At 70.9% G+C, this 23,478-nt stretch carries 20 protein-coding genes and 1 riboswitch; of the genes, 1 reads left to right on the top strand and 19 read right to left on the bottom strand.

Annotated elements, in window-relative coordinates; all coding sequences use genetic code 11:
* Positions 1 to 59: 59 nt before the first annotated feature.
* From ABZ208_RS12895 to ABZ208_RS12955, 13 genes are all read right to left on the bottom strand, one after another.
* Entirely contained in the window at positions 60 to 1,340 is a 1,281-nt protein-coding gene (locus ABZ208_RS12895) for an MFS transporter (RefSeq protein WP_356909514.1), read from the bottom strand.
* Complete coding sequence (locus ABZ208_RS12900) at positions 1,337 to 2,632, bottom strand: ATP-grasp domain-containing protein (RefSeq protein ID WP_356909515.1); 1,296 nt, start codon at positions 2,630 to 2,632, stop codon at positions 1,337 to 1,339. The genes ABZ208_RS12895 and ABZ208_RS12900 overlap by 4 nt, the downstream gene beginning before the upstream one ends.
* Positions 2,629 to 3,888, bottom strand: a complete 1,260-nt coding sequence (locus ABZ208_RS12905) for an ATP-grasp domain-containing protein (RefSeq protein WP_356909516.1) — start codon at positions 3,886 to 3,888, stop codon at positions 2,629 to 2,631. The genes ABZ208_RS12900 and ABZ208_RS12905 overlap by 4 nt, the downstream gene beginning before the upstream one ends.
* Before the next feature lie 23 nt (positions 3,889 to 3,911).
* Complete coding sequence (locus tag ABZ208_RS12910; protein WP_356909517.1) at positions 3,912 to 4,760, bottom strand: aldo/keto reductase; 849 nt, start codon at positions 4,758 to 4,760, stop codon at positions 3,912 to 3,914.
* Positions 4,757 to 5,761, bottom strand: a complete 1,005-nt coding sequence (locus ABZ208_RS12915; RefSeq protein WP_356909518.1) for a quinone oxidoreductase — start codon at positions 5,759 to 5,761, stop codon at positions 4,757 to 4,759. Before ABZ208_RS12915 ends, ABZ208_RS12910 begins: the two co-directional genes overlap by 4 nt.
* Positions 5,758 to 6,726 carry a branched-chain-amino-acid transaminase gene (ilvE, locus tag ABZ208_RS12920; protein WP_356909519.1) on the bottom strand — a complete coding sequence of 323 codons (969 nt, stop codon included), beginning with the start codon at positions 6,724 to 6,726 and terminating at the stop codon, positions 5,758 to 5,760. Before ilvE ends, ABZ208_RS12915 begins: the two co-directional genes overlap by 4 nt.
* Entirely contained in the window at positions 6,723 to 7,406 is a 684-nt protein-coding gene (locus ABZ208_RS12925) for an HAD-IA family hydrolase (protein WP_356909520.1), read from the bottom strand. The genes ilvE and ABZ208_RS12925 overlap by 4 nt, the downstream gene beginning before the upstream one ends.
* Positions 7,403 to 8,734: a D-arabinono-1,4-lactone oxidase gene (locus tag ABZ208_RS12930; protein WP_356909521.1), complete on the bottom strand. Its 1,332-nt coding sequence runs from the start codon at positions 8,732 to 8,734 to the stop codon at positions 7,403 to 7,405. The genes ABZ208_RS12925 and ABZ208_RS12930 overlap by 4 nt, the downstream gene beginning before the upstream one ends.
* A 277-nt stretch (positions 8,735 to 9,011) precedes the next feature.
* On the bottom strand, positions 9,012 to 9,890 hold the full coding sequence (rfbD, locus tag ABZ208_RS12935) for a dTDP-4-dehydrorhamnose reductase (protein WP_356909522.1): 879 nt from the start codon (positions 9,888 to 9,890) through the stop codon (positions 9,012 to 9,014).
* On the bottom strand, positions 9,890 to 10,564 hold the full coding sequence (locus ABZ208_RS12940) for an RraA family protein (protein WP_356909523.1): 675 nt from the start codon (positions 10,562 to 10,564) through the stop codon (positions 9,890 to 9,892). The genes rfbD and ABZ208_RS12940 overlap by 1 nt, the downstream gene beginning before the upstream one ends.
* 52 nt (positions 10,565 to 10,616) lie before the next feature.
* Entirely contained in the window at positions 10,617 to 12,530 is a 1,914-nt protein-coding gene (locus ABZ208_RS12945; protein WP_356909524.1) for a transketolase C-terminal domain-containing protein, read from the bottom strand.
* A gap of 25 nt (positions 12,531 to 12,555) precedes the next feature.
* A complete protein-coding gene (locus tag ABZ208_RS12950; RefSeq protein WP_356909525.1) occupies positions 12,556 to 13,365 on the bottom strand; it encodes an SDR family oxidoreductase in 810 nt (269 codons plus the stop codon).
* A 7-nt stretch (positions 13,366 to 13,372) separates the two neighbouring features.
* Positions 13,373 to 14,455, bottom strand: a complete 1,083-nt coding sequence (locus tag ABZ208_RS12955; RefSeq protein WP_356909526.1) for an N-acetylneuraminate synthase family protein — start codon at positions 14,453 to 14,455, stop codon at positions 13,373 to 13,375.
* Between the two features lie 158 nt (positions 14,456 to 14,613).
* Here ABZ208_RS12955 and ABZ208_RS12960 point away from each other — a divergent pair, with 158 nt between their 5' ends.
* Positions 14,614 to 15,633: a LuxR C-terminal-related transcriptional regulator gene (locus ABZ208_RS12960; RefSeq protein ID WP_356909527.1), complete on the top strand. Its 1,020-nt coding sequence runs from the start codon at positions 14,614 to 14,616 to the stop codon at positions 15,631 to 15,633.
* A gap of 106 nt (positions 15,634 to 15,739) precedes the next feature.
* Here ABZ208_RS12960 and ABZ208_RS12965 read toward each other — a convergent pair whose 3' ends face one another.
* From ABZ208_RS12965 to ABZ208_RS12990, 6 genes are all read right to left on the bottom strand, one after another.
* A complete protein-coding gene (locus ABZ208_RS12965; protein WP_356909528.1) occupies positions 15,740 to 16,633 on the bottom strand; it encodes a quinone oxidoreductase in 894 nt (297 codons plus the stop codon).
* On the bottom strand, positions 16,626 to 18,083 hold the full coding sequence (locus ABZ208_RS12970; protein WP_356909529.1) for a methylaspartate mutase: 1,458 nt from the start codon (positions 18,081 to 18,083) through the stop codon (positions 16,626 to 16,628). Before ABZ208_RS12970 ends, ABZ208_RS12965 begins: the two co-directional genes overlap by 8 nt.
* On the bottom strand, positions 18,080 to 18,574 hold the full coding sequence (locus ABZ208_RS12975; protein ID WP_356909530.1) for a cobalamin-dependent protein: 495 nt from the start codon (positions 18,572 to 18,574) through the stop codon (positions 18,080 to 18,082). The genes ABZ208_RS12970 and ABZ208_RS12975 overlap by 4 nt, the downstream gene beginning before the upstream one ends.
* A 47-nt stretch (positions 18,575 to 18,621) precedes the next feature.
* On the bottom strand, positions 18,622 to 19,713 hold the full coding sequence (locus tag ABZ208_RS12980; protein WP_356909531.1) for a stearoyl-CoA 9-desaturase: 1,092 nt from the start codon (positions 19,711 to 19,713) through the stop codon (positions 18,622 to 18,624).
* A gap of 893 nt (positions 19,714 to 20,606) precedes the next feature.
* Positions 20,607 to 21,473 carry a transglycosylase SLT domain-containing protein gene (locus ABZ208_RS12985; RefSeq protein ID WP_356909532.1) on the bottom strand — a complete coding sequence of 289 codons (867 nt, stop codon included), beginning with the start codon at positions 21,471 to 21,473 and terminating at the stop codon, positions 20,607 to 20,609.
* Positions 21,474 to 21,477: 4 nt separating this feature from the next.
* Positions 21,478 to 21,638, bottom strand: a riboswitch (cyclic di-AMP (ydaO/yuaA leader).
* A 394-nt stretch (positions 21,639 to 22,032) separates the two neighbouring features.
* Positions 22,033 to 23,418, bottom strand: a complete 1,386-nt coding sequence (locus ABZ208_RS12990; RefSeq protein WP_356909533.1) for an FAD-binding oxidoreductase — start codon at positions 23,416 to 23,418, stop codon at positions 22,033 to 22,035.
* Positions 23,419 to 23,478 lie beyond the last annotated feature (60 nt).

Below are 23,478 nucleotides of genomic sequence, written 5' to 3' on the forward strand. Positions count from 1 at the left end.
CAGGTGTGAGGGGCGGGCGGGCGGGAACGCCGCGACGGGCCGGTCCGCCCGGACAGGGCCTAGGCGGAGGGCAGTTCGCGCATCGTGCGCAGCGGGGAGAGGAACACCGGCAGCCAGGCGATCGCCAGGCCGACGGCTCCGGTCCACAGGGCCGCCCGGACGGAGACGTACTCACCGATGACCGCGGCGAGCGCGGCGCCGACCGCCAGGGCACCGGTGAACAGGAAGCGCATGGTGGCGTTCATCCGGCCGAGCAGTTCGTCCGGGGTGACGCGCTGACGGAAGCTGACCATCAGGACGTTGTCCACGCCCATGCGGACGGTGACCAGCAGCCAGCAGACGGCCGTCACATAGAGCCAGGCGCCGCGGTCCACGACGAGCGGAACGGCCAGGGCGAACGGTGCGGTGGACAGGCCGAGCACCCAGGGGGCCCGGCCGGCACCCAGCCGCTCGCCCACCCGTCGGGCGGCGAACGCGCCGAGGAAGACGCCGACGCCGCCGACGGACAGGAACAGGCCGATGGTCCACACCGACAGCTTCAGCTCGTCGCGGAACAGCACGGGGATCATCGTGGTGATGGCGAAGACGGAGAGGTTGGTGCAGGCCCCGGCCAGCGCGACCGGCCGCAGCACGACATGGCCGAATACGAACCGCACGCCCTCGCCGACCTCCGCGGCCAGGTTCCCCCGCACCTGCCGGGGCTTCTCCTCGGGCCTGCGGATCCGGGTGAGGCAGAACGCGGACCACAGGAAGCCGAACGCGTTGGCGAGCACCGCGACCGGCGCTGTGAGCGCCCCGACCAGGAAGCCGCCGCCGCCCCTGCCACCGACCTGGAGCGCCGCGTCCCAGCCGTTGAGCTGGGCATTGGCCTGGATCAGCCGGTCGCGGCCGACGAGATGGGGCAGATAGCTCTGGGCGCCCACGTCGAAGAACACGGTGGCGCAGCCGGAGAGCAGCACCACCGCGTAGAGCTGTCCGATGCTGAGCATGTCCAGCCAGGCCGCGACGGGTACGGAGGCCAGCAGCGCGGTCCGCACCAGATCGGTGACGATCATGACCCGGCGGTAGCGCATCCGGTCCACCCAGGCGCCGGCCGGCAGCCCGATGAGGAGGAAGGCGACGGTGGACAGCATGCCCAGCAGACCGACCTGTCCCGGGGAGGCGTCGAGCGCCTCGATGGCCACCAAGGGCAGGGCGATGTAGCCGATGTGGGTGCCGACCTTGCTGACCACGGCGGCCGCGAACAGCATCCGGAAGTCGTGGTCGCGAAGGATGGGGACGGTGGTCTCGCCACCGGCCGCCGCCGCGTCCGTGCCGCCGGTCTTCCTCGGTGTCGTCATCGGGTCTCCCGCGCCCCTTCCGCGGCCGCAGTGGTGTGGAACCGCAGGACGGCGTCCACCTCGGCGCAGCGGCGCGCGGCGGCCGGGGTGTCCTCGCCGGTGGCGATGACGTACCCCATGGCACGGTCCCAGCCGGCCCGGATCGCGGGCACGGTGTCGCCGACGTTCATCTGCAGCATCACCCCCGTGGCGGCGCCGGAGAGCTCCACCAGCCCCGGCACTCCGGGCAGCTTGGCACCGACGGGTCCCTGCCGCACCTCGACACCGTCCGCTTTCAGCCGCTCGATGCCGTCGAATCCGGTGATCACTCCCGGCTCGGGGGCGAAGAAGCGGATGTGTCCGGCGCCGGTGGCCTCGGGTGCCCGCTCGGGCAGTTCCTCGATCCCGAGCGGGACGGACAGGAACAGGCGGGAGAAGTCCAGTCCGTAGGCGCGGCGCAGTATGGAGGGTGTGCCGCCGCCGCCCATGCGGCTGTGCGACTCGAGCATGCGCGGGCCGTCCTCGGTGAGGATGAACTCGGTGTGGGTGGGGCCTTCCTGCAGCCCGACCTCGTCCAGCAGGGCGACGGTCTGGGCGTGCAGCTCCGCCGTCCACTCCGCGCCGTACGCGCCGGGGATGGAGTGCTCCATCTCCACGAGGTACTCGTCCAGTACTGAGGTCATCAGGGCGACGGGAAGGTGCCGGCCGCCGGTGGAGAACGCCTCGACACTGATGACCGGGCCGTCGAGGAACTCCTCGGCGAGCGCCCGCCGGTAGCCGGCGGCACTCAGCGCCTCCCAGGCGGCCGTGGCCGCCTCCTTGTCGTCGAGGATGTGCACATCGGCGCTGGCCGTGCCGTCGACGGGCTTGACGACGATCCGCCCGCCGACGGCGCCCAGGAAGGCGACGAGGGAGTCGGCGCTGTCGACGACCTGGTACCGGACCGGGCTGACGCCCGCCCGCCCCAGTGCCTCGCGGGTGAGGACCTTGTCGTACAGGGACCGTACGGCGGCGACGCTGTTGCCCGGCAGGCCGAGCTCCTCGACGACGACGGCGGTGGGCACGGCCCCGGCCTCGCTGGTGGTGAGGACCCGCTCGAAGGGGCGTTCGGCGTGCAGCGGGCGCAGCACGTCCAGCAGGGAGTCCGCGTCGGACAGGTCGGCGTGGACGATGCGCTCGCAGTAGGAGTGCAGCATCTCCTCGTACATGCCGGGCACATGGACCAGCACGACGTCGAGGCCGAGCTCCTTCGCGGACATCACCGAGTGGGAGTGTCCGCCGACGACGGCTACACGGCGCCTGGTGCTGGTCACGAGGTCTCCAGTCGAAGAGTGGCGGTCATCTCCCGGAAGGCCGGGTCGAGTTCGTCCGCGGTGTCCACCGTGAAGATCAGATGGCCGTGGCCCTGGAAGGTCTGCGGCGGTACGAGCAGATGGTCACCGGGGGTCTTGTAGATCTGCACCTCGTCGACGCGCGGGTCGGCCCGGACCTCGTCGAGGCCGACGGTGCCGGTGAAGGTGCCCGCCCTGTCGGGGAAGATGTTCCAGAAGCCGACCGGGGTGGCCCGCTCCTTGGGTTCGATGCGGGGCGCCCGGCCGCTCGCGAGATCCAGGATCGCCTCGACCATGTCGACGCCCGTGGAGAGCAGTACGGAGCGGTATATGGGTCCTCCGCCCATCCGGGCCGCGGCCTCCAGCACCACCGGTTCGGCGTCGCCGCGCAACCGGAACTCCACATGGGTGGCGCCGGTGGTGATGCCGAGAGCGGCGTGCACGGCGACGGTGGCCTCCTCGACCGCGCGCACGGTCGCCTCGGGGAGCCGCGTCGGCGTGCAGGCGTAGACCTCCTCGAAGGTGGGGCCGGTGGGCAGCGGCTTGTCGTGGATGGCGAGCGTGCGGGTGGTGCCGTCGTGGACGAGGGACTCGACGCAGATCTCGGCGCCGGGCACGAACTCCTCCAGCAGCAGCCCGCCTTCGTATTCGGCGTGCGCGGAGCTGTGCAGGGGGTCGTAGGTGAAGCCGTCCCAGGCGCCCTTGAGGAAGAAGTCGAAGTGCTCGGCGAGCTCGTCCTCGTCGTCGACGCTGCGCACGAACATGCTGCCGGTGCCCAGGACCGGCTTCATCACCAGCGGGAAGCCGGTGTGCCGGGCGATCTCGCGGGCCTCGTCGAGGGAGTGCGCGATGCCGTAGCGGGGCTGCGGCACCCCGCCCGCGGCGAACGCCTCGCGCATCACCCACTTGTCGCGGGCCAGCCGCGCGGTGTGCTCGCTCACCGACGGCAGGCCGAACTCCGCCGCGACGCGGGCGGCCGAGGGCACGGGAGCCTCGGCGAAGGTGACCACCGCCGAGAACGGCTCGCTCTCCTCGGCCGCGAGGGCCTTCACCGCCGCCAGCGTCTCTTCGATGCTGCTGGTGTCCGCGATGACGACCCGGTCGACGTACTCCGCCTCCCACTCGGGGTCCTTCATCACGAGCAGCAGCCGCTGCCCGTGCTCACGGGCGTATTCCTGGGCACGGGCCAGATGGCGCCGGCGGCTGAGGTTCTTCTTGTGGAGTACGAGGATGCTCATGGCGGTGGTCTTCTGCCTTCCGGTCAGGCCAGCATGGACAGACGCGCGAACTGGTCGTCGGTGAGCTCGATGTCCCTGGCGCGCACGTTCTCCTCCAGATGGGCGACGGAGGAGGTGCCCGGGATCGGGATCACCACGGGAGAGCGGCGCAGCAGCCAGGCGAGTGCCACCTGGGCGGGCGTGGCGCCGAGCTCCTCGGCGACACCGGCGACGGGACTGCCGGGACCGGCGTGCTCGCCGCGCGCGATGGGCAGCCACGGGATGAAGGCGATGTTCTCCCGGGTGCAGTGGTCGAGGACGGCCTCGTGCGAACGGTTGGTGAGGTTGAACAGGTTCTGCACGCTGACCACGTCGAAGTAGGTCTGTGCGTCTTCGATCTGCCCGACGGTGACCTCGGAGAGGCCGAGGTGGCGGACCTTGCCCTCCTTCTGCAGCTGGGCGAGCGCGCCGAACTGGTCGGCGGCCGGTACCTGCGGGTCGATGCGGTGCAGCTGGTAGAGGTCGATGCACTCGACCCGCAGCCGCCGCAGGCTCAGTTCACACTGCTGGCGCAGGTACTCGGGGCGGCCGAGCGGCTTCCACTCCTGCGGCGAGGGCCGGCTCTGGCCCGCCTTGGTGGCGATGACCAGGCCTTCCCGGTAGGGGTGGAGCGCCTCGGCGAGCTGCTTCTCGTTGGTGCCCGGACCGTACGCGTCGGCGGTGTCGATGAAGTCGACACCCAGCTCGACGGCGCGGCGGGCGACCTCGAGGGCGCCCTCCGGGTCTGCGGGCAGGCCCCAGTTGAGCTCGCCGGTGAGCCGCATCGCCCCGAAGCCCAGGCGGCTGACTGTCAGGTCGCCGCCGATGCTGAAAGTGGCGGGATTGTCGCTCATGAGGTGTCTCCGTTCGTGGTGCCGGTGGTGAGCAGCAGCTTCCCGGTGGACACACGGCCCTCCAGGGCCTGGTGGGCCTGTGCAGCCCGCTCCAGGGGGAAACTGCCGCCGATGTGGACGTCGAGCCGGCCGCCCGCGACGAGGCCGAACACGGCAGCGGCTCGATGGGTCAGTTCACCAGCTGTCGCGATGTGGTGGTCGAGATTCGGCCGGGTGACGAACACCGACCCGGCGGCGTTGAGCCGCTGCAGATCCACCGGCGGTACCCGTCCCCCTGACTGCCCGAAGACCGCGAGGGTGCCACGGGGGCGCAGCGAGTCCAGGCTCGCGTCGAAGGTGGGGGCGCCGACCCCGTCGTAGACGGCCGCCACTCCTTCGCCGTCGGTCAACTCCCGTACGGTGGCGGCGATGTCGTCCTGACCGTGCCGCAGGACCTGCCACGCTCCCGCCGCGCGGGCGGCCTTCTCCTTCTCGGCGGTCGACACCGTGCCGATGACCCGGCCGCCCCGCAGCCGTACGAGCTGGGTGAGCAGCAGCCCCATGCCTCCCGCGGCGGCGTGCACGAGCACCGTGTCACCCGGCCGCACCTGGTAGGTGTCGTGGGTGAGGTAGTGCGCGGTCATCCCCTGCAGGATCACGGCGGCCGCCGTGGTGCAGGGCATCGTGTCCGGCACGGCGACGGCCCGGTGGGCGGGGATCACCGCGAGTTCGGCGTAGCCGCCGGGCTGGTTGGCCCAGGCGACCCGGTCGCCGATCCGGTGCGGGCCGGGGCCGGTGTCCGTCGCGGGCCCGACGGCGACGACGACTCCCGCGGCCTCGGCGCCCGGGACGAAGGGCAGTGGCCCGGGATAGACGCCCGACCGCCGGTAGACGTCGATGAAGTTGACGCCCGCCGCCTCGACCGCGACGAGAACGTCCCCGGGGCCCGGGCGTGGGTCCGCCGTCTCTTCGGCGCGCAGGACGTCCGGAGCGCCGAACTCCCGTACCAGGACGGCCTTCATGACAGGGGTACCTCCGTGATCCACTGAGGGAAGCGGTCGTCCTCGCCGCGCATCAGCCGGCCGTAGGCCTCGGAGAGCCGGCGGGTCACCGGGCCGGGGGTCCCGTCGGCGACCCGCAGCCCGTCGATGGTCGTGACGGGAAGGATCTCCCAGGCCGTGCCCATGAAGAAGATCTCGTCGGCGAGGCAGAGCTCGCTGCGGTCCACCTCGCGTTCCTCGACGGGTACGCCGAGGGTGCGCAGCAGGGCGAGCGCGGTGTCCCGGGTGATGCCGGGCAGGACGCCGCTGCTGAGCGAGGGGGTGACGACGACGCCGTCGCGCACGAGCGCGAGGCAGGCGCCCGCGCCCTCGCTGACCTTGTGCCGTTCGTTCAGCATGACCGGCCAGTCATGGCCGTTCTCGCGGGCCTCCATCATGGCGAGCCGGCCGTTGTGGTAGTTCGAGAACGCCTTGGCGCGCGGCGGCATCGAGGACTCTCCGACCCGCAGCCAGGAGCTGACGGCGGCCCGGCAGCCGCGCTCGGTGTCGAGTGCGCTGCGGAACGGCCAGGAGTCGACGATCACTTCGCACAGCGCGTCGGCCGGGACCATCTGCTCCCGGATGATGCCGCCCGGGAAGGCCCAGGGCCGCAGATAGGCGTCCTGCCGGTAGTCGTTGGCGGTGAGCAGCTCCACCACGGCCCGGTGGAGTTCCTGCGCCGTGTGAGGCAGGGTGAGGCGGCACAGCCGGGCGGAGTCGGTGAGCCGGCGCAGATGGTCGTCGAGCCGGAAGACCAGCAGGCGCTGTCCGTCGGCGGCGAGATAGGCCTTGATGCCCTCGAAGACGGCGGCGACGGAGGCATGGCCGACGGCGTTGACGTGGACGGCGGCCTCGTCCCAGGGCACGAGCGCGCCCGAGCGCCAGATCCACTCGGGGTTCGCGGTGCCGGGGCTGGCCAGGGTCTCGAGTGCGGCTGCGGTGGTCATAGGGCGGGGGTCCCTTCGGTGCGGACTCCGTCCGCCAGGAGGTCGTAGTGGGTCAGGGAGGGCAGTACGACATCGGCGTGTGCCAGCTCGCCCGGGTTTCCTGCGCCGTTGGGCACGGCGACGCAGCGCAGTCCGGCGGCCTTGGCCGCGCGCACGCCGATCGCCGAGTCCTCGAAGGCGACCACGGCGGTGCCGGGACGGCCGAGGCGGCGCAGGGCCAGTTCGTACAGGTCGGGATACGGCTTGTGGCGCTCCGCGAGGTCTCCGGTCACCAGGAACGCGAAGCGTTTGCGCACGCCGAGCCGGTCCAGATGCGGTGCCACCCATGCGTGCGGTGCGCTGGAGACGACGGCGGCCGGCACTCCCATGCCCTCGGCGGCGTCGAGCAGTTCACGCACGCCGGGCCGCAGCGGCTCGCTGCGGCACAGCCGCCCCTTGCGCTCCTTTCGCCGCGCCACCAGGGCGGGCACGTCCGCGCCGCCGATCAGCTCCGCGAGACGGCCGGCGGCCAGTGCCTCGCCGTCGGCGCGGCCCACCATGGAGCGCCACAGCTGGTCCGGGAACAGGAGTCCGCACTCGGCGTAGATCTCCTGCCAGGCGAGGTGTCCGCAGCGTTCGGTGTCGCAGATCAGCCCGTCGAAGTCGAACAGCAGGGCGTCCGGTGCGGCCGTTGCCGTCATCGGGCGGCCCCGGCGGGTGCCACGGCCGTCACCGGCCCGAGGACGTTGTCCGCGTACTCGTTGGAGAACACCCCGGCCGGGTCGAGCAGGGCTCGGATGCGCTGGAAGTCCTTCCAGCGCGGGTAGCGCGGAGCGAGCACTTCGGCGGTGGCCGTGTGCGCCTTGCCCCAGTGCGGGCGTGCCTCGAACTCGCGCAGCACATGTTCGGCCGCGCGCAGGATCTCTATCTGGCCGGCGGTACGGGGAACGGTGAGGTTGAGATAGCCCGTGGCACGTCCGTAGGCCGGGCTGAGCGGCAGATCGTCGCCCGCGCCGACCCGTACGAGGACCGAGTACGGTGAGTAGGCGCCGAGCCTGCGCAGCACGGGCCGCAGGGCCCGCAGCGCCTCGGCCGTGCGGCCGAGCGGCAGTGCGTGCTCCATCGCCAGGAACTTCACCGGCTGCGGGAAGGTGAAGACCCGGTGGCTGGCGTCGGTGTACGGCGCATCGGGCCACAGGCCGCCGATCCGGCGGGTCAGCCAGGGCACGGTGGACGCGCCGCCGACCCGGCCGGCCTGGCCGGTCAGCCCGCAGCGCACCTCGTCCAGGGTGGTGGCGTAGCGACGCAACGGGGCGCGGGGCGTGGGCGGTTCGTCGGTGCGGTCGACGGAGCGGAGGCTGACCCGGTCGGTCCAGGGCAGCCAGTTGAGGCTCGGGTGCTCGCTCTGTCCCGCCCAGTCGCTGAAGCGCTCCAGCAGCGTGTCCAGGGGCTCGGAGCGCAGCTGGTGCCGCAGGTTGAACTGGGGTACGCAGCGCAGGGTGACGGTGGTCAGCACGCCGAGCGTGCCCAGCGCGGTGCGCACGCTCGCCCACAGGTCCGGGTCGTCGCCCGGGCCGATGTCGCGCACCTCGCCGTCGGCGGTCGCGAGGCGGACCCGGATGACCTGCCCGGACAGCGGCTGATGTGCCAGGCCGGTGCCGTGGTTGCCGGTGGACAGGGCACCCGCCACCGTCTGGTCGGCGAGGGTGCCGATGTTCTCCAGGGCGAGTCCCTGCCGGTCGAGCGTCTCGCACAGGGTGCCGATCCGCGTGCCGGCGCGGACGGTGACCTCACCGGCCGCGCGGTCGACGGCGACGACTCCGGTGTACGAGGTCAGGTCGAGCAGCACGCCCGGTGTGGTCGCCAGACGGTTGAACGAATGGCCGGTGCCGGCCGCCCGCACGGTCAGTCCGCTGCCGGCGGCGGCGCGCACCGCCTGGACGATCTCGTCCTCGCCGGTGGGGCGGACGAGCTGCGCGGGAGCGCAGCCGACCGTGCCCGACCAGGTGCGCCAGGTGGATCGCTGCACGTGTACTCCCTTTCTGTTGAGGCTCGGTTCTCCTCCGGGGCGCCCAGGGCGCTGACGACGGTCGATCGTGCTCGACCCCTCGTTGCTCGGGGTCTCCGCGCTCCCCCGGCAACCGCTGGGAGGTGCCCCCGGCCTTTCGACAGCGCCGCGCCCCTTCGGCTCACTCGCCCATGGCGTGGATGCTCCTGCTCGGTCGCGCGCAGAGGCGCTCCCGGACGTGCCGCCCCTGCGACAGAATCCGGCCCGGCGACGGGCCATGCAGTGCAGGGACACGTACTCACTGCTGCGCGCAGAACCGTTCCAACGCGTCCTGCCAGTGCGGCAGGGTCAGGCCCAGGGCCGCCGACCGGGCGGTGGACAGCGACGAGTCGCGCGGCCGACCGCCGACGAAACCACACTCCGCCATGGTCAGCGGCTTGGGTTCGGGCAGGTCGGGACGGAGTTCACGCAGGGCGAGGCCGACGTCGTACCAGCTCGCCCTCCCCGCGTTGGCGACGTGGATCGTGCCGCTGACCGGCTCGGGGCGGGTGAGCAGGAAGACCAGGGCCCGGGCCAGGTCCACGGTGTACGTGGGCAGGCTGTACTGGTCCGCGACCAGGGCGGCCGGTTCTCCGGTGACGCCCCGGCGCAGCGCGGCCAGCACCACGTCGACCCGCTCGTCCGCCCCGCCGAACAGCCACGAGGTGCGGACGGACAGGGCCCGGTCGTCCAGCAGGCCGCAGATGCGCTCGCCGGCCAGCTTGGTCAGCCCGTACACGCTCAGCGGGCTGGGCAGATCGGTCTCCCGGTAGCCGCCCTCGGGCGGGGTGGCCCCGTCGAAGACGTAGTCGCTGGAGATGTGGACCAGCCGGGCGCCGGTGCGGCGGCAGGCGTCGACGACGTTGCGTACGCCCGCGACGTTGACGCGCAGCGCCATCGCCGGGTCCCGCTCGCAGTCGTCGACGACGGCATGGGCCGCGGTGTGGACGACGACATCGGGCCGGAAGGCGTCGATCGAGCGGGCGACCGCCGCCGCGTCCGCGATGTCGTGGTCCTTGAGCGAGACGCCCCGGACCTGCCAGCCGCCGGCCGTGTCGTCGGCGGCCAGTGCGGCCGTGAGGGCGGTGCCGAGCATGCCGTCCGCCCCGGTGAGATACAGCCGGGTCGGTCCGCTCATCACAGGTGACCGAACTCTTCGAGCAGCTCCAGCACGGTCGCTCCGGAGGAGATCTTCTCCCGGATGGTGCGTTCCTTGCCGATGTTGAGCCGGGTGCCTTCCAGGACGTCCTGGGCGAGGACGGGCGGGACGACGGCGATGCCGTTCTCGTCCGCGACGAGGATGTCGCCGGGGTTGATGACCTGACCGCCCACCACGACGGGCACGTTGACCTGGACGGGCTCGGTGCGGTCGTGCACGGCGGTCGGCGAGGGCCGCGGCACCGTGGACCTGTACCAGAGCGGGAAGTCCAGGTCGCGGATCTCGTCGACGTCCCGCACGGCGCCGTCGACGATGCCCGCGGCGATCCCCGCCTTGAGGGAGAGGGTGGACATCAGCCCGCCCCACATGGCGGTCAGCGGGGTGCCGTGACAGGCCACGACGATGATGTCGCCGGGCTCGGCGCGGGCGAGGACCGGCATGCAGTCGACGAGGTCGTCGATGGACAGGTTCACGGTGAGGGCGGGGCCGACGACCTTGTGCGTGTGGCGCACGGTCGAGAAGCCGCCGATCGCACCGACGCGGCGGCGGGCGTCGGTCACCAGACAGCTGGGGCTGTACTCCTTGAGGACCTCGCGGAACGCGTCCACGATCTCCTGGGGCGGTCGCGTGAGGTCGTTGTAGACCGTTTCCATCAGTACGTACTCCTGTTCAGCAGGGCTCGGCGGGATTAGGGCTCGGCAGAGCTCAGCGGGTGGCGGCGGGGCTCAGGGCCTCGGCGAGCGCGGCAGCGTCCAGGCCGTGTGCGGCCAGGGCCTCCGTCTCGGTGCCGCACCGGGGCACCTCGGTGAGACCGATCCCATGGAAGCGGGGTGCGGTGTCGAGACCCAGTTCCAGCAGGGCCCGGGCGACGGTGTCGGCCTGCCCGCCTTGCGTGTAGTGGTTCTCGACCACGGTCAGTGTTGTGGCGCGCGCGGCCAGTTGGGCCAGCCACTGGGGGTCCGCCCGGTTCAGCCAGGGCAGTTCCACCACGGTCAGCTCGACACCGTCGGCGGCCAGCGACTCGGCCGCGTACAGCAGCTGTGCGAGGACGACGGGGCCCGAGCCGATGGCGACGGCACCTCCTCCTTCGCGCACCACCCGGCCGTGTCCGACGCGCAGCGGCGCCGCGGGCAGGGCATCCACCTCGCTGCGCACGGGCGCGGAGACCAGCCGCAGATACACGCTCTCGGCGGCGCCGGCGCAGAACTCCACGGCGGCGCGGACCCCGGCCGCGTTGGCGGGTTCCAGGACCAGCAGACCTGGTACGGCGCCCAGCGCGCTGATGTCCCGCACCGCCTGGTGGGAGTGGCCGGGGGCGGCGGGCAGCAGTCCCGCGAGCGAGCCCGTGTAGACGATCCGGCGGCCCTCGGTGGCGTTGTTGTAGATCTGCTCGTTGGGTCGGGAGTGCAGGAAGCAGGAGAAGGAGTGGACGAAGGGCAGCCGACCGCCCGCGGCGAGGCCGCCGGCCGCGGACACCATGTCCTGCTCCGCGATCCCGAACTCGAAGAACCGGTCCGGGAACTGCTCGGAGAACGGAATGAGCCCGGTGTCCAGGACCAGGTCGGCGTCGAGTGCGACCACCCGCGCGTCGCGGCGGGCGAGCTCCACCAAGGCCTCGCCGTAGACCTGCGGCAGTCGCTTCGGTGCCACGTCGACGGCCGGTGCGGGGGCCGGGACCACTTCCTCGGTGCGCAGCTCGCCCAGGCCGTGCCTCTCCAGCAACTCCGCGGCAGTCGTTGCGAGTTCGGAGTAGGCGGAGCGGTGGTCTTCGGCGGAGGGGGCGCCGCTGTGGAAGCGGTACATCCACTCGCCCTCGCGGAGGGAGGTGGTGGCCGCGAAGGTGTCGCAGCCGGCGCCCTTGACGGTGTCGGCGATGATCACGGCCGGCCCGTCGGGGAAGCTCTCCGCGCGTTTACGGAAGACGGCCTCCAGTTCCATCGGGTCGTTGCCGTCGCAGCGCAGCGCTCCCCAGCCGAAGGCGCGGAACTTGGCCTCCAGGTCGCCGAGATCGCTGACATCGGCGACCCAGGTGTCGGACTGGATCTTGTTGTGGTCGACGATGACGGTGAGCTCGCACATGCCGTGCCGCACGGCCCCGGCGAGCGCCTCCCAGTTCTGCCCCTCCTGCAACTCGCCGTCGCCGGTCAGCACGTAGACCCGTCGGGCGCGGCCGTGCAGCCGGTCGGCGAGGATCAGGCCCTTGGCCTTGGAGATGCCCATGCCGAGCGAGCCGGTGTTGAACGGCATGTGCGGGGTGTGCACATCGGGGTGGCCGGGCAGCCCGTCGATCCGGCGCAGTGCGTGCACCAGCTCCTCGTCGAGCGCACCGAGGCCGATGAGCGCGGCGTACAGCCCGGGCGCGTCGTGCCCCTTGGAGGAGAAGTAGACGTCGCCGTCGTCATCGAACGGCCGTCGCATCTCGCTCAGATGAAGATGGGTGACGATGTCGGCGGCGCTGAAGCTGGAGCCCAGATGGCCGGATCCGGCCCGCATGATCATGTAGAGGGTGTTGATCCGGCTGAGCGTGCTCACGGCACGCGCCCGGTCGTACGGGTCGGAGATCTGCTCGCGTACCCGGGCGAACTCGGCCGCCGGCACCCAGTGCAGGGTGGTGGTCATGGCTGACTCCGTAGGTCGTGGGTGGTCACCAGCACACGAATCCGCCGTCGACGACGAGTTCGGTCCCGGTGACATAGCGGCTCATGTCGGAGGCGAGGAACAGCAGCGGCCCGACGAGGTCGTCCTCGGTCGCCATGCGCCGAAGGGGAACCCGGGCGGTGAACTTCTCCCGGAACTGCGGGTCCTGTCCGCCCAGCACCCCGCCGGGGGAGAGGGTGTTGACGCGGACACCGGACGGTCCCCAGAGGGTGGCCAGATAGCGCGTGAGCGCGGCGACCCCGGCCTTGGACATGCCGTAGGCGGGCGGTTTGAGGAACGGCGGGTCCAGCTCGATGTGGTCGTAGAAGCGCGGGTCCGGTGCGACGGTCCCGTACAGCGAACCGACGTTGATCACCGATCCCCTCCGACGCCGGGCCATCTCGGTGCCGAACACCTGGCAGGTGCGCAGCACTCCGGCCGCGTTCACGTCCAGGACGGCGCTGGAGAGCTCCTCGGGGATGTCCTCGAAGAGCCAGCTGCCCGACTGCGCGGACGGCGGCTGGTCGATGCCGGCGTTGTTGACGAGGACGGCGGGCGGGCCCAGCCGGGTGAGGCAGTCGTCCAGGGCGTGCTGCAGGCTGCTGCGGTCGGTGACGTCCCCGTACTGGAAGGCGAACCGGCCGGCACCCCTGCCCTGGGCATCCTCGGCGTACTGCTTGAGCGCCCCGTCCTCGGGCTCGACCCGGTCGAGCCCGAAGACGTCGGCACCCGCCTGGAGCAGGGCCCTGGTCCACACCCGGCCGAGCTTTCCGCCCACTCCGGTGACCACGGCGACTCTGCCGGTCAGGTCGGACACCACAGGGTCAGCCCGCCTGTCCCGCGCCGGCGGCGGCAGGGACGGGATCGAGCAGTTCCGGGGCGAAGGCGCCGTCTGCCGCAAGCGGCTCACGCAGCGCACGGCCCAGCACCTCGTCGAGCCGGTACGGCTTCATGCCGTCGCCCGGGGAGCGGGCGATGACGTCCTCGACGGTGACCGTGTGACCGGCCGGGAGATCGCGTACCGCGACCAGTTTCTTGCCCATCTTGCGCACGGCCGGTGCCTCACGCTCGCTGCACACCTTCTGCGGCGAGCCCAGCGTCCGGCGTGTGCGGTCCAGGGACTCGGTCAGGTCGGCCAGCAGCGGCGGATCGAGCGAGAAGTGGTGGTCGCTGCCCGGGCGGGTCTGGTCGAGGGTGAAGTGCTTCTCGATCACCCGGGCGCCCACCGTGTACGCCAGACAGCTCGCTTCGTTGCCCAGGTCATGGCCGGAGAATCCGATCACCACGTCCGGGAACTCCTGCCGGTAGGTCTCGATCACCGACAGGTTCAGGTCGTCGGGACCGGCCGGGTACACGGCGGTGCACTGGAGCAGCGCCAGCCGGTCGTTGATCGGCAGGATGGTGTCCACCGCCCGCCGGACCTCGTCCATCGTCGCGCCGCCGGTGCTGACGACCAGCGTCTTGCCGGTCTTGGCCGCGTAGGCGAGGAGAGGGGTGTTGGTGAGATCCGCCGAGGCGATCTTGATGGCCGGCAGATCAATGTCCATCAGGAAATCCACCGACGGCATGTCGAAGGCGGTGGAGAGGAAATCGATGCCCAACCCCTTGGCCAGTTCGGCCAGGTGCCGGTACTCGTCGCGCCCGAACTCCAGGAATTCGCGATGTTCACCGTAGGTGGCGCCGTAGCTGTTACGGCCGGTGTACGGCTGGTTGTACATCTCCCGTGTGAACAACGTCTTGTTGTCACGTTTCTGCAGCTTCGCGGCCGCCGCACCGGAGGCCGCAGCCTGCCGGAACAGCTCTTCCGCTTTTTCCAGGCTGCCTTCGTGGTTGTGACCGATCTCCGCGATGACATAAGCCTCGGTGTCATCTGCGATTCGCCGGCCGGATATCTCAAGTTCGCGCATACCTGTGCCGTCTTCCTTCCAATTCCGGATTACTCGACGACATTTCGCGGGCCCACAAGCAATCCTGCCACCGCCCGGACCGCAACAAAAGAAATCCTTGTGTCATAGCGCTGTCCTAAGATGGCCAGTCCACTAGTGGACTCGGACGGAACGGACGTATGGCGACATCAAACAGACCAAACGCCCCCGAACTGGACAGCGCCTGCGTGGCGGCGTACGACCACGCCGTACGCCAGGGTGTCTTCGATGACAGCGATGTCGCCGAGCAACTCGCGTTAGGCGAGGCCGAGGTGCTGCGCATCCGGACCGTGCTCACCGACCTGCGCCTGCTCATCCGCGGCGAGGACGGCAGTGCGACGGTCCCCGCCAGCCCCGAGATCGCGGAGGCCGAGCTCTCCGCCCATCTGGAGGCCGGCATCATCGAGCGACGGGAGCAACTGGCCCGCATCCACCGCCAGATGCGGTCCCTCGCTCCGGTCTACCGTGCCCATCGGCATCTGCCGCAGGCGTCCCAGAGTGTGCGGCTGGTCGAGGACCCGGCAGCGGTACGGCGCGAACTGGCCGCGGCCACCCGCGCCTGCACCTCCGAGGCGTTCACGGTCCAGCCGGGCGGCGGGCGCAGCCCCGAGGCGCTCAACGAGGCGATCGCGCGGGACACGACGATGCTCAAGCGCGGCGTGACCATGCGCATCCTCTACCAGCACACCGTGCGGGCGAACCTCGCCACCCGTACCTACACCCGCAAGGTCACCGAACTCGGCGCCGAGGTGCGCACGGCCGAGGAGATTTACGAGCGGCTGATCATATTCGACCGGTCGCTGGCCTTTGTCCCGCAGGAACGGGTGGGCGGGCGGCCGCCGGGCGCCGCGATCGTGACCGACGAGACCATCGTGGGCCATCTGTGGCGCATGCACGACAAGATGTGGCAGTCCGCCAGCCCGTACGACCCGCGTGACGTCGACTACGCCAGCACCTCGGAGGAGATCAAGGCCTCCATCCTGCGTCTGATGGCCACCGGTCTGAAGGACGACGTCATTGCCCGCAAGCTGGGTATGGCCACCCGGACCTGCCGCCGCTACATGGCGGGCATCATGGACGAACTCGGCGCCACCAGCCGGTTCCAGGCCGGGGTGCGGGCCACCTCGCTCGGCATGGTCAAACCGGACCCCAACCCGTGACGCGGAGCGGCGCCACGGCCGAACCGGGCGCGGCCCGGACACACCGGTGGCCGCCGGCGGTGCCGGCGGCCACCCTCGTACGCGGCGCTCCGGGCGCCCGCCGCCCTCAGGGGAGCAGCAACAGCTTTCCGGTGGTGGCCCGGTCCGCCAGCATCCGGTGCGCCTCGGCCGCCTGTTCCAGCGGCAGTTCGCACGAGACGAGCGGCCGGATCGCACCTGCGGCAAGCAGCGCGAAGACCTCCGCCGACCGGGCGCGCAGCTCCTGGCTGCCCGCCACATGGTCGCCGAGCGTCGGCCGTGTCACATACAGCGAACCGCCGGAACGCAGCAGCCCCGTGTCGAGCGGCGGCACCGGACCGCTGGACGCCCCGCAGAGCACCAGCATCCCTCGCCGGCCGAGAGCAGTCAGGCTGTCCTCGAAGGTGGCCGCGCCCACCGAGTCGTAGACGACGTTCGCCCCCGCACCGCCGGTGAGTTCGCGCACCCGGGCGCCGAACCCCTCGTAACGAAGTGTGTGCCGGGCGCCTGCCTCCAGCGCCACCTTCTCCTTCTCCGCGCTGGACACCACCGCGATGGCCGTCGCCCCGCGGTGGGCGGCCAGCTGCACGAGCAGCCGGCCCAGTCCGCCCGCCGCGGCCAGCACCACGACCGTGTCCCCCGCGGCCACCGGGTACGTGTCATGGGTCAGATAGTGGGCGGCCAGCCCCTGCAGCAGTACGGCGGCGGCGTCCCGCGCCGTCACCCCCTGGGGCACCGGGACCAGCCCGGCCTCCGGCACCGTCGCCAACTGCGTGTAGGCGCCGCGATGGGTCGCGTACGCCACCGTGTCGCCGGGCGCGAAGCCGGTCACATCCCTGCCGGCGGCCACGACCGTGCCGGCCGCCTCCTGGCCGGGGATGAAGGGAAGTTCGCTGGGGTACGTGCCGTCGCGGTAGTACACATCGATGAAATTGACGCCCACCGCCTCGTTGCGCACCAGGACCTGACCGGGCTCAGGCACTGGCTGCGCCGACTCCTCGGTCGCGAGCTGTTCGGGTCCTCCCGGCCGGTGCACTCGGACGGCTTTCACGGGGTCCTCCCTGAGGCTTGTCGCTCGTCTTGCCCACAGTCTCCCCGAACAGCAGCGGAAAGTAGTTGATGTCCGCGGTGAGTTCGGCGAGCAGCGAACCGATCTGTGGCGCCGCGCCCGGTCCGGCGCGCAGCTGCTCTCCATGGCGTCGCAGGCTCCGGGCGGACAGCGGCAGACGGCCGGCCGACAGATAGCGGATCGCTCCTGTGGCGTCCCGCCGCGGGATCACCTCGGACCGGGCGTGCCGGCTGGCGCTGAACGGGATGTCGAGACGGCCGTCGGCGAAGGCGTCGACCACCGCGGTGCGCGTGTCGGGCCGTTCGAGTACGGGCTCCACGATCTCCGCCACCTCGGTGAGGATCCCGTCCAGTTCCTCGGCGGCCGCCTCCTCGTCGGGCGCGACGAAGCCCAGCAGCGGGGAGTTGGCGCGCTGCGCGAGCCGGATGCCCGCGGCGTTCGCGGCCGCGTCCGGGATGCCGTACGCCTCCTGATACGTCTTGGTGAGCAGCTTGGAGGCGCCGCCGAGCCGGGCGGCCAGCGCCCCGTACAGGATCAGGTCCTCGGCATTGCCCCGCTCCTTGGGGAAGACGCCCATGAACTCGTGCAGCACGGCGTGCACTTCGATCCCGGACGGCAGATAGCGGCGCGCCAGCAGGGGGATCGCCCGCAGCGCGGCTACGTCCTGGGCGAGATGCCCGCCCTGGGGGTACGCCACCGAGATGCACCGCACCCCGGCGCGGGCCGCGAGATGCGCCTCCAGCACGCTGACGGCGAGACTGACCGAGGGCGGCACCAGCACCGCGGTGAGCGTGCCGAACAGCTCCCGGTCCACGGTGACCCCGAGCTCCGCCAGCTCGCCGCAGCGCCGGTCCACCGCGTCCCACGCGGCCAGCGAATCGGCGAGCGGCACGTCCTTGGAGTAGGGCAGGTTGTACGAGATCCCGCCGCCTTCGAAGGACGTGATGCCGGACGCCACGGCGACCTCGAACATCAGCCGGGCGTCCGGGGAGCCGTGCCGGATCTGCAGCGGGGCGGCAACGGCCTCGTTGAGCTCCCGGCCGCGCTGCCAGCCGTGCGCCACCAGCGGGTAGCCGTTGAGTTCGCGTGGGCTGAGATGGGCGAGCCTGAGGGCCCGCTCGAACCGTCCGAGCCGGGTGTGGGAGTCGATGGTGACCGTGAGCAGATCGGGGGCGCCCTGTGCGGCCAGCTCCAGGAGCAGCTCGCGCATCGCGTCGTGTGCGCCGACCCCGCAGCGCGGCTGCACGGCCACCCGGCCCGACGCCCGGGCCCGGGCCAGCACATCGGCCGCCGACGGTTTGCCCAGCGAACGGATGTAGCCGACCGACTCCGCGAGCGACGGCAGCGGGGCCCCCTCCGTCATGATGCGGCGGCGCGCGACCGGGCAGCGGCCCCGGCGGCGCGCTCGTCACGCAACTGGTCCAGGACTGCGGGCAGTTCGGAGGGGTCCTCGAGGATCCGGTCCACCCCGAGGGCGTAGAGCCGGTCGAGTGCGGCAGCCTCCTTGTGGCTGCCGACCGACAGGTTGCCGCCGAGTACGACGGGGCACGCGATGGCGCCGGACTCCCTGGCCGCGGGCAGGTCCCGCAGGTCCTCCAGGGCATGGCCGTTGAGGCTTCCGATGATCACCGCCTCGGCCTCGGGGTGCTGCGCGCAGGCGGCGGCGAACTCGCTCACCGGGGTGCACGTCCCCAGGTTGATCACCTCGAAGCCGAGGCTGCGCAGGGCATGGGCGATGAGATGGTTGGCCACGGCATGTGCGTCGCTGGCCGCGACACCGAGGATGACGGACCGTGGGCGGTGGTCCGGCCCGTACTGATCGAGGTCGTGCTGGCGCAACGGCTGCTCCGTCATGTGATCCGTCCTGATGGCTGGTGCCGGGCGGGCTGCTGCCGGGCCCTTCAGTCGTCGAACGCGGCGAAGAGTTCCCGCTTGCTCACCGAGGCGATGCGCCCGGCGTCGTACTCCTCGGGGTCCGCGGCGGCGATCGAGTCGAAGACCCGGTTGATGGCGGGGACGAGTCCCCAGACGTGCTCGTAGCCGGGCCAGCCGCGGTGCCCCGAGTCGAGATCACGCTGCCGGGCGAAGAGGTAGTCGTACCACTCCCGGCTGGAGGGATAACGGTGGTGGTAGTCGTGCACGACGGTGTCACCGGTGAGCACCAGATAGCGGGCGGGCGCGTGCACGAACAGCATCCGCGCGACCCAGCGGCACCAGGCCCCGGCACCCTGCCCCGTCGGGGCGGCCTCGCCGATGAAGATGGCGTTGGTCAGGCTCGCGAAGTACGCACGGCCACGGCGCACTTCCGTCCCGGCGGGCGGGAAGGTGTGCTTCACGCAGAGCCGGAGGGTGTTGCTCATCTGGAACAGCGGGATCAGCGGTACGCACCACACCACGAGGAACGCCGGCCAGGTGCCGGTCACCAGGGTGAGGGCGGCCGATCCGCCGTACAGCACGGTGGCGGTGGCCTTTTCGGCCACCGCCGAGGCGCTCCAGAACGACCGCGCCCGCGCGAGCGCGAACTGGAGGTGGAACAGCGGCGAGAACAGCTTGCCCAGCACCCGCCGCCACATCGCCTCCCGCGTCATGCCCGGTCGCAGGCCGAGGCTGATCAGGAAGGCCTGCACGGTCGGGTCGCGGAGCGTCATGTGGTGCGCTGCATGGTGGTCGGCCACGTGCTCACGGCTGTAGCGCTCGAAATTCTGGATCACCAGGATCGAGGAGACCGCGCGGCCGATGGCGATGTCGGTCGTGCGGCGGCGGTACATGTTGCGGTGCGAACACTGGTGAAAGATCATCATGCGCAGATTGCGCATGCCGTGCAGGGTGACGGCCCACCCGGCCGGCAAGGCGAGCAGCCACCAACCCCCGAGAATCCAGGCGCCGGTGGACAGCGCACTGCCGGTCACCATGGCGGCCGTGGCGGCGATCAGGTGGTAACCGGCAGTCCAGCCCGGCGAGTTCTGGCCCTCGATCGGTTTTCCGGTGAACAATGTCAGCCGATGCTGCAGAAATCCCGGAAGGACGCGCATCGTTTCCCGGGGATCCATTCCGTGATGGTTCTGATCACTTCGCGCCGGCCGCAGCGACTCCGCCGCCATCCCGCCCCTCTCGCTGTTTCCGTCGCACGGCCCGGGCCGGAACCTGCCCGGGCCGATGGCTCAATTACGCCGAAACCTGGGGTGTTTCAGTCCCAGCCCGTGTCCTCGCCCTTTGCGCCGCCAACCGGAACGGAGGCGTCCCATCCGGTGTCGCTGAGAACGCCTCCGGAAACCGGATGAGACGCATCCCATTTACCGTCATGACCTGCGGACTTGGCGGCTAAGACCGTTCCGGCACCGCCTGCGATCAGCGCACTCGTGAATGCCGCGACCACGGCACGGTGAATACGACGTGGCATGTGTTTCTCCCCCTCAATCACACCGCGCCGGCAGCGCGGTGAATTGCTATTGACTCAATACTGCCAGCTGCAGACGGGCAGTTCCGGGGAATGCGGTGTCCGCAAAGGGACAGGCCAGAAGTGGACTTGGACAGAACGGGCCCTGACGGTCGCCGGGCAGGCCCGGGCAGGGGCCGTTGCCGGTTGCTCCGAGTGGAGGTTTCCATGGGGGCGATGACTGACGGTCGCGGGGCCGGCCAGGGCAGGGCACCTTGGTGGTTGCCCGGCGCGACGGTCCCGGGGCCGGTCAAGGCAGGGGCCGTTGGTGGTTCCTGGGAGTGGGGGATTCCATGGGGGCGATGACGGACTGCCCCCGGACCGGCCAGGGCAGGGCACCTTGGTGGTTGCCCGGCGCGACGGTCCCGGGGCGTCAAGCTCGTGGAAGGGTGTCGGGGCAGCACAATGCCCGGGGCTCCGCCGAACCCCGGGCATCGCAGAGCTTTTCGGTCAGTAGGGACCGTTCACGTTGTCGATCGAACCGTACTTGTCGGCGGCGTAGTTGCACGCGGCCGTGATGTTGGCGACGGGGTCGAAGGGGTCCATCGCGGTGCCCGGGACGTGGTAGGCGGCGAAGGTCGGGTCGATGACCTGCAGGAGTCCCTTGGAGGGCGTTCCGGCCGCGGCGTTGGAGTCCCAGTTGTTCATGGCCTGCGGGTTGCCGGAGGACTCGCGCATGACGTTGCGGTGGATGCCCTCGTAGGTGCCCGGGATGCCCTGCCGGCCCATGATGTCCAGCGACTCCCTGATCCAGCCGTCGAGGTCGTTGGTGTACACGGGGGCGGCCTGCGGAGCCGACTCCGGCGCGGACTGCTCGGCAGCGCCGCTCTCGGCGGCCGGTGCGCTGGAGCGCTCGGAACGGTCGGCACGGTCGGACGAGGAAGGCCGCTTCTCGGCGGGGGCCGGCGCCTCCGCCTTTGCCTCGGGCTTTGCCTTGGCCTTTGCCTTCGCGCCGACCGTCAGCTTGAGGCCGGGGTGAATGAGCGAGGGGTTCTCGCCGACGGCCTCGCGGTTGTCCTTGTACAGCTGCTTCCAGCCACCGCTCAGCGAATGCTTGCCCGCGATCTTGTAAAGGGAGTCGCCGGGCACCACGGAATAGGTGACGGGCCTGATCTTCTCCGCGGCCACCTTCGTGGCGACGGCGACGGTCGGCGCCACGGCCTTTTCGGCGGCCACGGCCGTCGTCGGCTGCGCCGCGCCGGCGGAGGTCGCTCCCAGCATCGGGAGAGCGAGCGCGGCGCCGCCGGTACCCGCGGCGACGAAACCCCGAGTGAGGGAGCTGGACTTGGGACGGCGGTGCTTACCCTTTGCAGGCATGACGAATTCCTCTCCGTCGCCTGCGAGGTGAGCTGTCGGGTTCGGGCTGGAGATGCCCGGTCGCACTGGGAGTGCGACTTCACCCCGAGCCGTTCCGGATGCCGGATCGGCGCTTACCTGGGTCCCCCGCTCCTGCCTACGTCCGTGAGTGGGTGCGGTTCCGGGCGGCGGCAGGATTCGGCGGTCCACCCGGATTGAGGTGACCGTAGGCGAGGCCATCCGGATGGAACAAGCCCGAAATTCACACCACAAACCACCCTATGAATACGACCATGGAAATTTCGTGATCAATTCCCCGCCCGACAGCTCAACTGGCCGTCCACAGAAGGGAACTGGGCCAAGCGGGAAAACTGACCATATTTGCACTCGTGACCGATATCACTCGCAATGAAAGGAACAACCCGCGCCATGACGGCACATCAGAAAGCGACAAGCAGCGCAACTTATCGCTATAGAGACACCGAGGCTAAATTCGGACTATTCACCCCACATGCGACATTCTCCTGCCCGATCGGGAACAGTGCAGGTCAGAGACGCTGGGGTGCGCCGGGGAGTCCGCTCAGGGTGCGATGTTGTGGTTCAGGCGGAAGAGGTTGCCGGGGTCGTAGCGCCGCTTGAGTGCCACCAGGCGGTCGTAGTTCTGCCGGTAGTTGGTCCGCACCCGGTCCTGGTCGTCCTGGTCCATGAAGTTCACATAGCCGCCGGCCATGGAGTACGGCCGGAGGGCGGCGGCGTAGTCGCGGGCCCAGCCGATGGCGGCGTCGCAGTCGGCGCGCGTCAGCAGGGTCGGGCTGAGAGCCGTCGAGAAGCCGGCGTCCCGGTAGGCGAAGGCGGTCTCCGCGGGGCCCACCCGGTGGCAGGCACCGTCGATGGGGAAGATCACCGTCGTGCTCTGGATCGTAGGGGCGGTGGCGCCGTACTCGACATGCGCGTCGAGCGCCCCGTCGGGCAGATCGTGACTGAAGGTGCCCTTCCAGTAGTGGAAGAGGCCCGCCGGCAGCAGCTCGTCGAAGAGAGTGTTGATCACCGGATACGGCATCCGCCCGAGGTGCTGCCCCACGACGGGTCCGAGACCGGCGAGCCGTGCGCGGATGCGCTCGTCCTGGTCCTGTGGGCCGCTCCAGCAGGTCACGACCGCGCACAGGGGCCGCCCGTGCCACCGCTCGGGCAGGAAGGGCAGCGCCGGCCCGAGTCCCACGACGAGCAGCGCGCCGAGCTCGTCCCCGGAGTCCGCGATCAGCTCCCGGTACCCCCGCATCACGTCGGCGTCCAGGGGATAGAACGTCGGCCCGCCGAGGATGTCGGCCACAGGATGCAGCCGGTACTCGAACGATGCGACGACCCCGAAGTTGCCGCCTCCGCCCCGCAGCGCCCACAGCAGGTCCGCCTCGTGCTCCGGCGTACAGGTCAGGAATGATCCATCGGCCGTGACCACATCCGCCGAGAGCACATTGTCGCAGGCCAGACCGCATCTCCGGGCCAGATGACCCATGCCGCCCCCGGTGGTCAGACCGCCGATTCCGGTGCTGGAGACGACACCGCCCGTGGTCGCCAGGCCGAAGGCGTGCGTGGCGTGGTTGAGATCCGCCCAGGTACAGCCGCCCTCGGCCCGAGCGGTGCGCGCCCCGGGATCGACCCGGATGCCGCGCATGCCCCCGAGATCGAGCACCACGCCGTCGTCGCAGGTGCCGTACCCGGCGACACTGTGGCTGCCGCCACGCACCGCCAGCCGCAGATCCCGCTCGCGGGCGAAGTCGACGGCGGCGACGATGTCGGCCGTGTCGGCGGCCCGGACGATGATCGCCGGCCGCTTGTCGTGCACCGCGTTGTAGACCTTGCGGGCCTGCTCGTAGCCCGCGTCGCCGGGCCGGAGCAGATCGCCGTGCACGGCTTCCCGCAGCTGCTGCACCTGTGTGTCGTCGAGTGCCGGTGTGAAGGTGGTCATGGCCGCCACCGCCTTTCCCTCAGCACCGTTGTAGGCCCGGGGCCGGGTACCGCTCATCGC

The sequence above is a fragment of the Streptomyces sp. NPDC006208 genome (assembly GCF_040613775.1).
Taxonomy (GTDB): domain Bacteria; phylum Actinomycetota; class Actinomycetes; order Streptomycetales; family Streptomycetaceae; genus Streptomyces.

Bases quoted from the DNA above. Each gene is read 5' to 3' on its own strand.
- ABZ208_RS12895 (WP_356909514.1), bottom strand. From the start codon at position 1,340: ATGACGACACCGAGGAAGACCGGCGGCACGGACGCGGCGGCGGCCGGT.
- ABZ208_RS12905 (WP_356909516.1), bottom strand. From the start codon at position 3,888: ATGAGCATCCTCGTACTCCACAAGAAGAACCTCAGCCGCCGGCGCCAT.
- ABZ208_RS12910 (WP_356909517.1), bottom strand. From the start codon at position 4,760: ATGAGCGACAATCCCGCCACTTTCAGCATCGGCGGCGACCTGACAGTC.
- ABZ208_RS12915 (WP_356909518.1), bottom strand. From the start codon at position 5,761: ATGAAGGCCGTCCTGGTACGGGAGTTCGGCGCTCCGGACGTCCTGCGC.
- ilvE (WP_356909519.1), bottom strand. From the start codon at position 6,726: ATGACCACCGCAGCCGCACTCGAGACCCTGGCCAGCCCCGGCACCGCG.
- ABZ208_RS12925 (WP_356909520.1), bottom strand. From the start codon at position 7,406: ATGACGGCAACGGCCGCACCGGACGCCCTGCTGTTCGACTTCGACGGG.
- rfbD (WP_356909522.1), bottom strand. From the start codon at position 9,890: ATGAGCGGACCGACCCGGCTGTATCTCACCGGGGCGGACGGCATGCTC.
- ABZ208_RS12940 (WP_356909523.1), bottom strand. From the start codon at position 10,564: ATGGAAACGGTCTACAACGACCTCACGCGACCGCCCCAGGAGATCGTG.
- ABZ208_RS12945 (WP_356909524.1), bottom strand. From the start codon at position 12,530: ATGACCACCACCCTGCACTGGGTGCCGGCGGCCGAGTTCGCCCGGGTA.
- ABZ208_RS12955 (WP_356909526.1), bottom strand. From the start codon at position 14,455: ATGCGCGAACTTGAGATATCCGGCCGGCGAATCGCAGATGACACCGAG.
- ABZ208_RS12960 (WP_356909527.1), top strand. From the start codon at position 14,614: ATGGCGACATCAAACAGACCAAACGCCCCCGAACTGGACAGCGCCTGC.
- ABZ208_RS12970 (WP_356909529.1), bottom strand. From the start codon at position 18,083: ATGACGGAGGGGGCCCCGCTGCCGTCGCTCGCGGAGTCGGTCGGCTAC.
- ABZ208_RS12975 (WP_356909530.1), bottom strand. From the start codon at position 18,574: ATGACGGAGCAGCCGTTGCGCCAGCACGACCTCGATCAGTACGGGCCG.
- ABZ208_RS12985 (WP_356909532.1), bottom strand. From the start codon at position 21,473: ATGCCTGCAAAGGGTAAGCACCGCCGTCCCAAGTCCAGCTCCCTCACT.
- ABZ208_RS12990 (WP_356909533.1), bottom strand. From the start codon at position 23,418: ATGACCACCTTCACACCGGCACTCGACGACACACAGGTGCAGCAGCTG.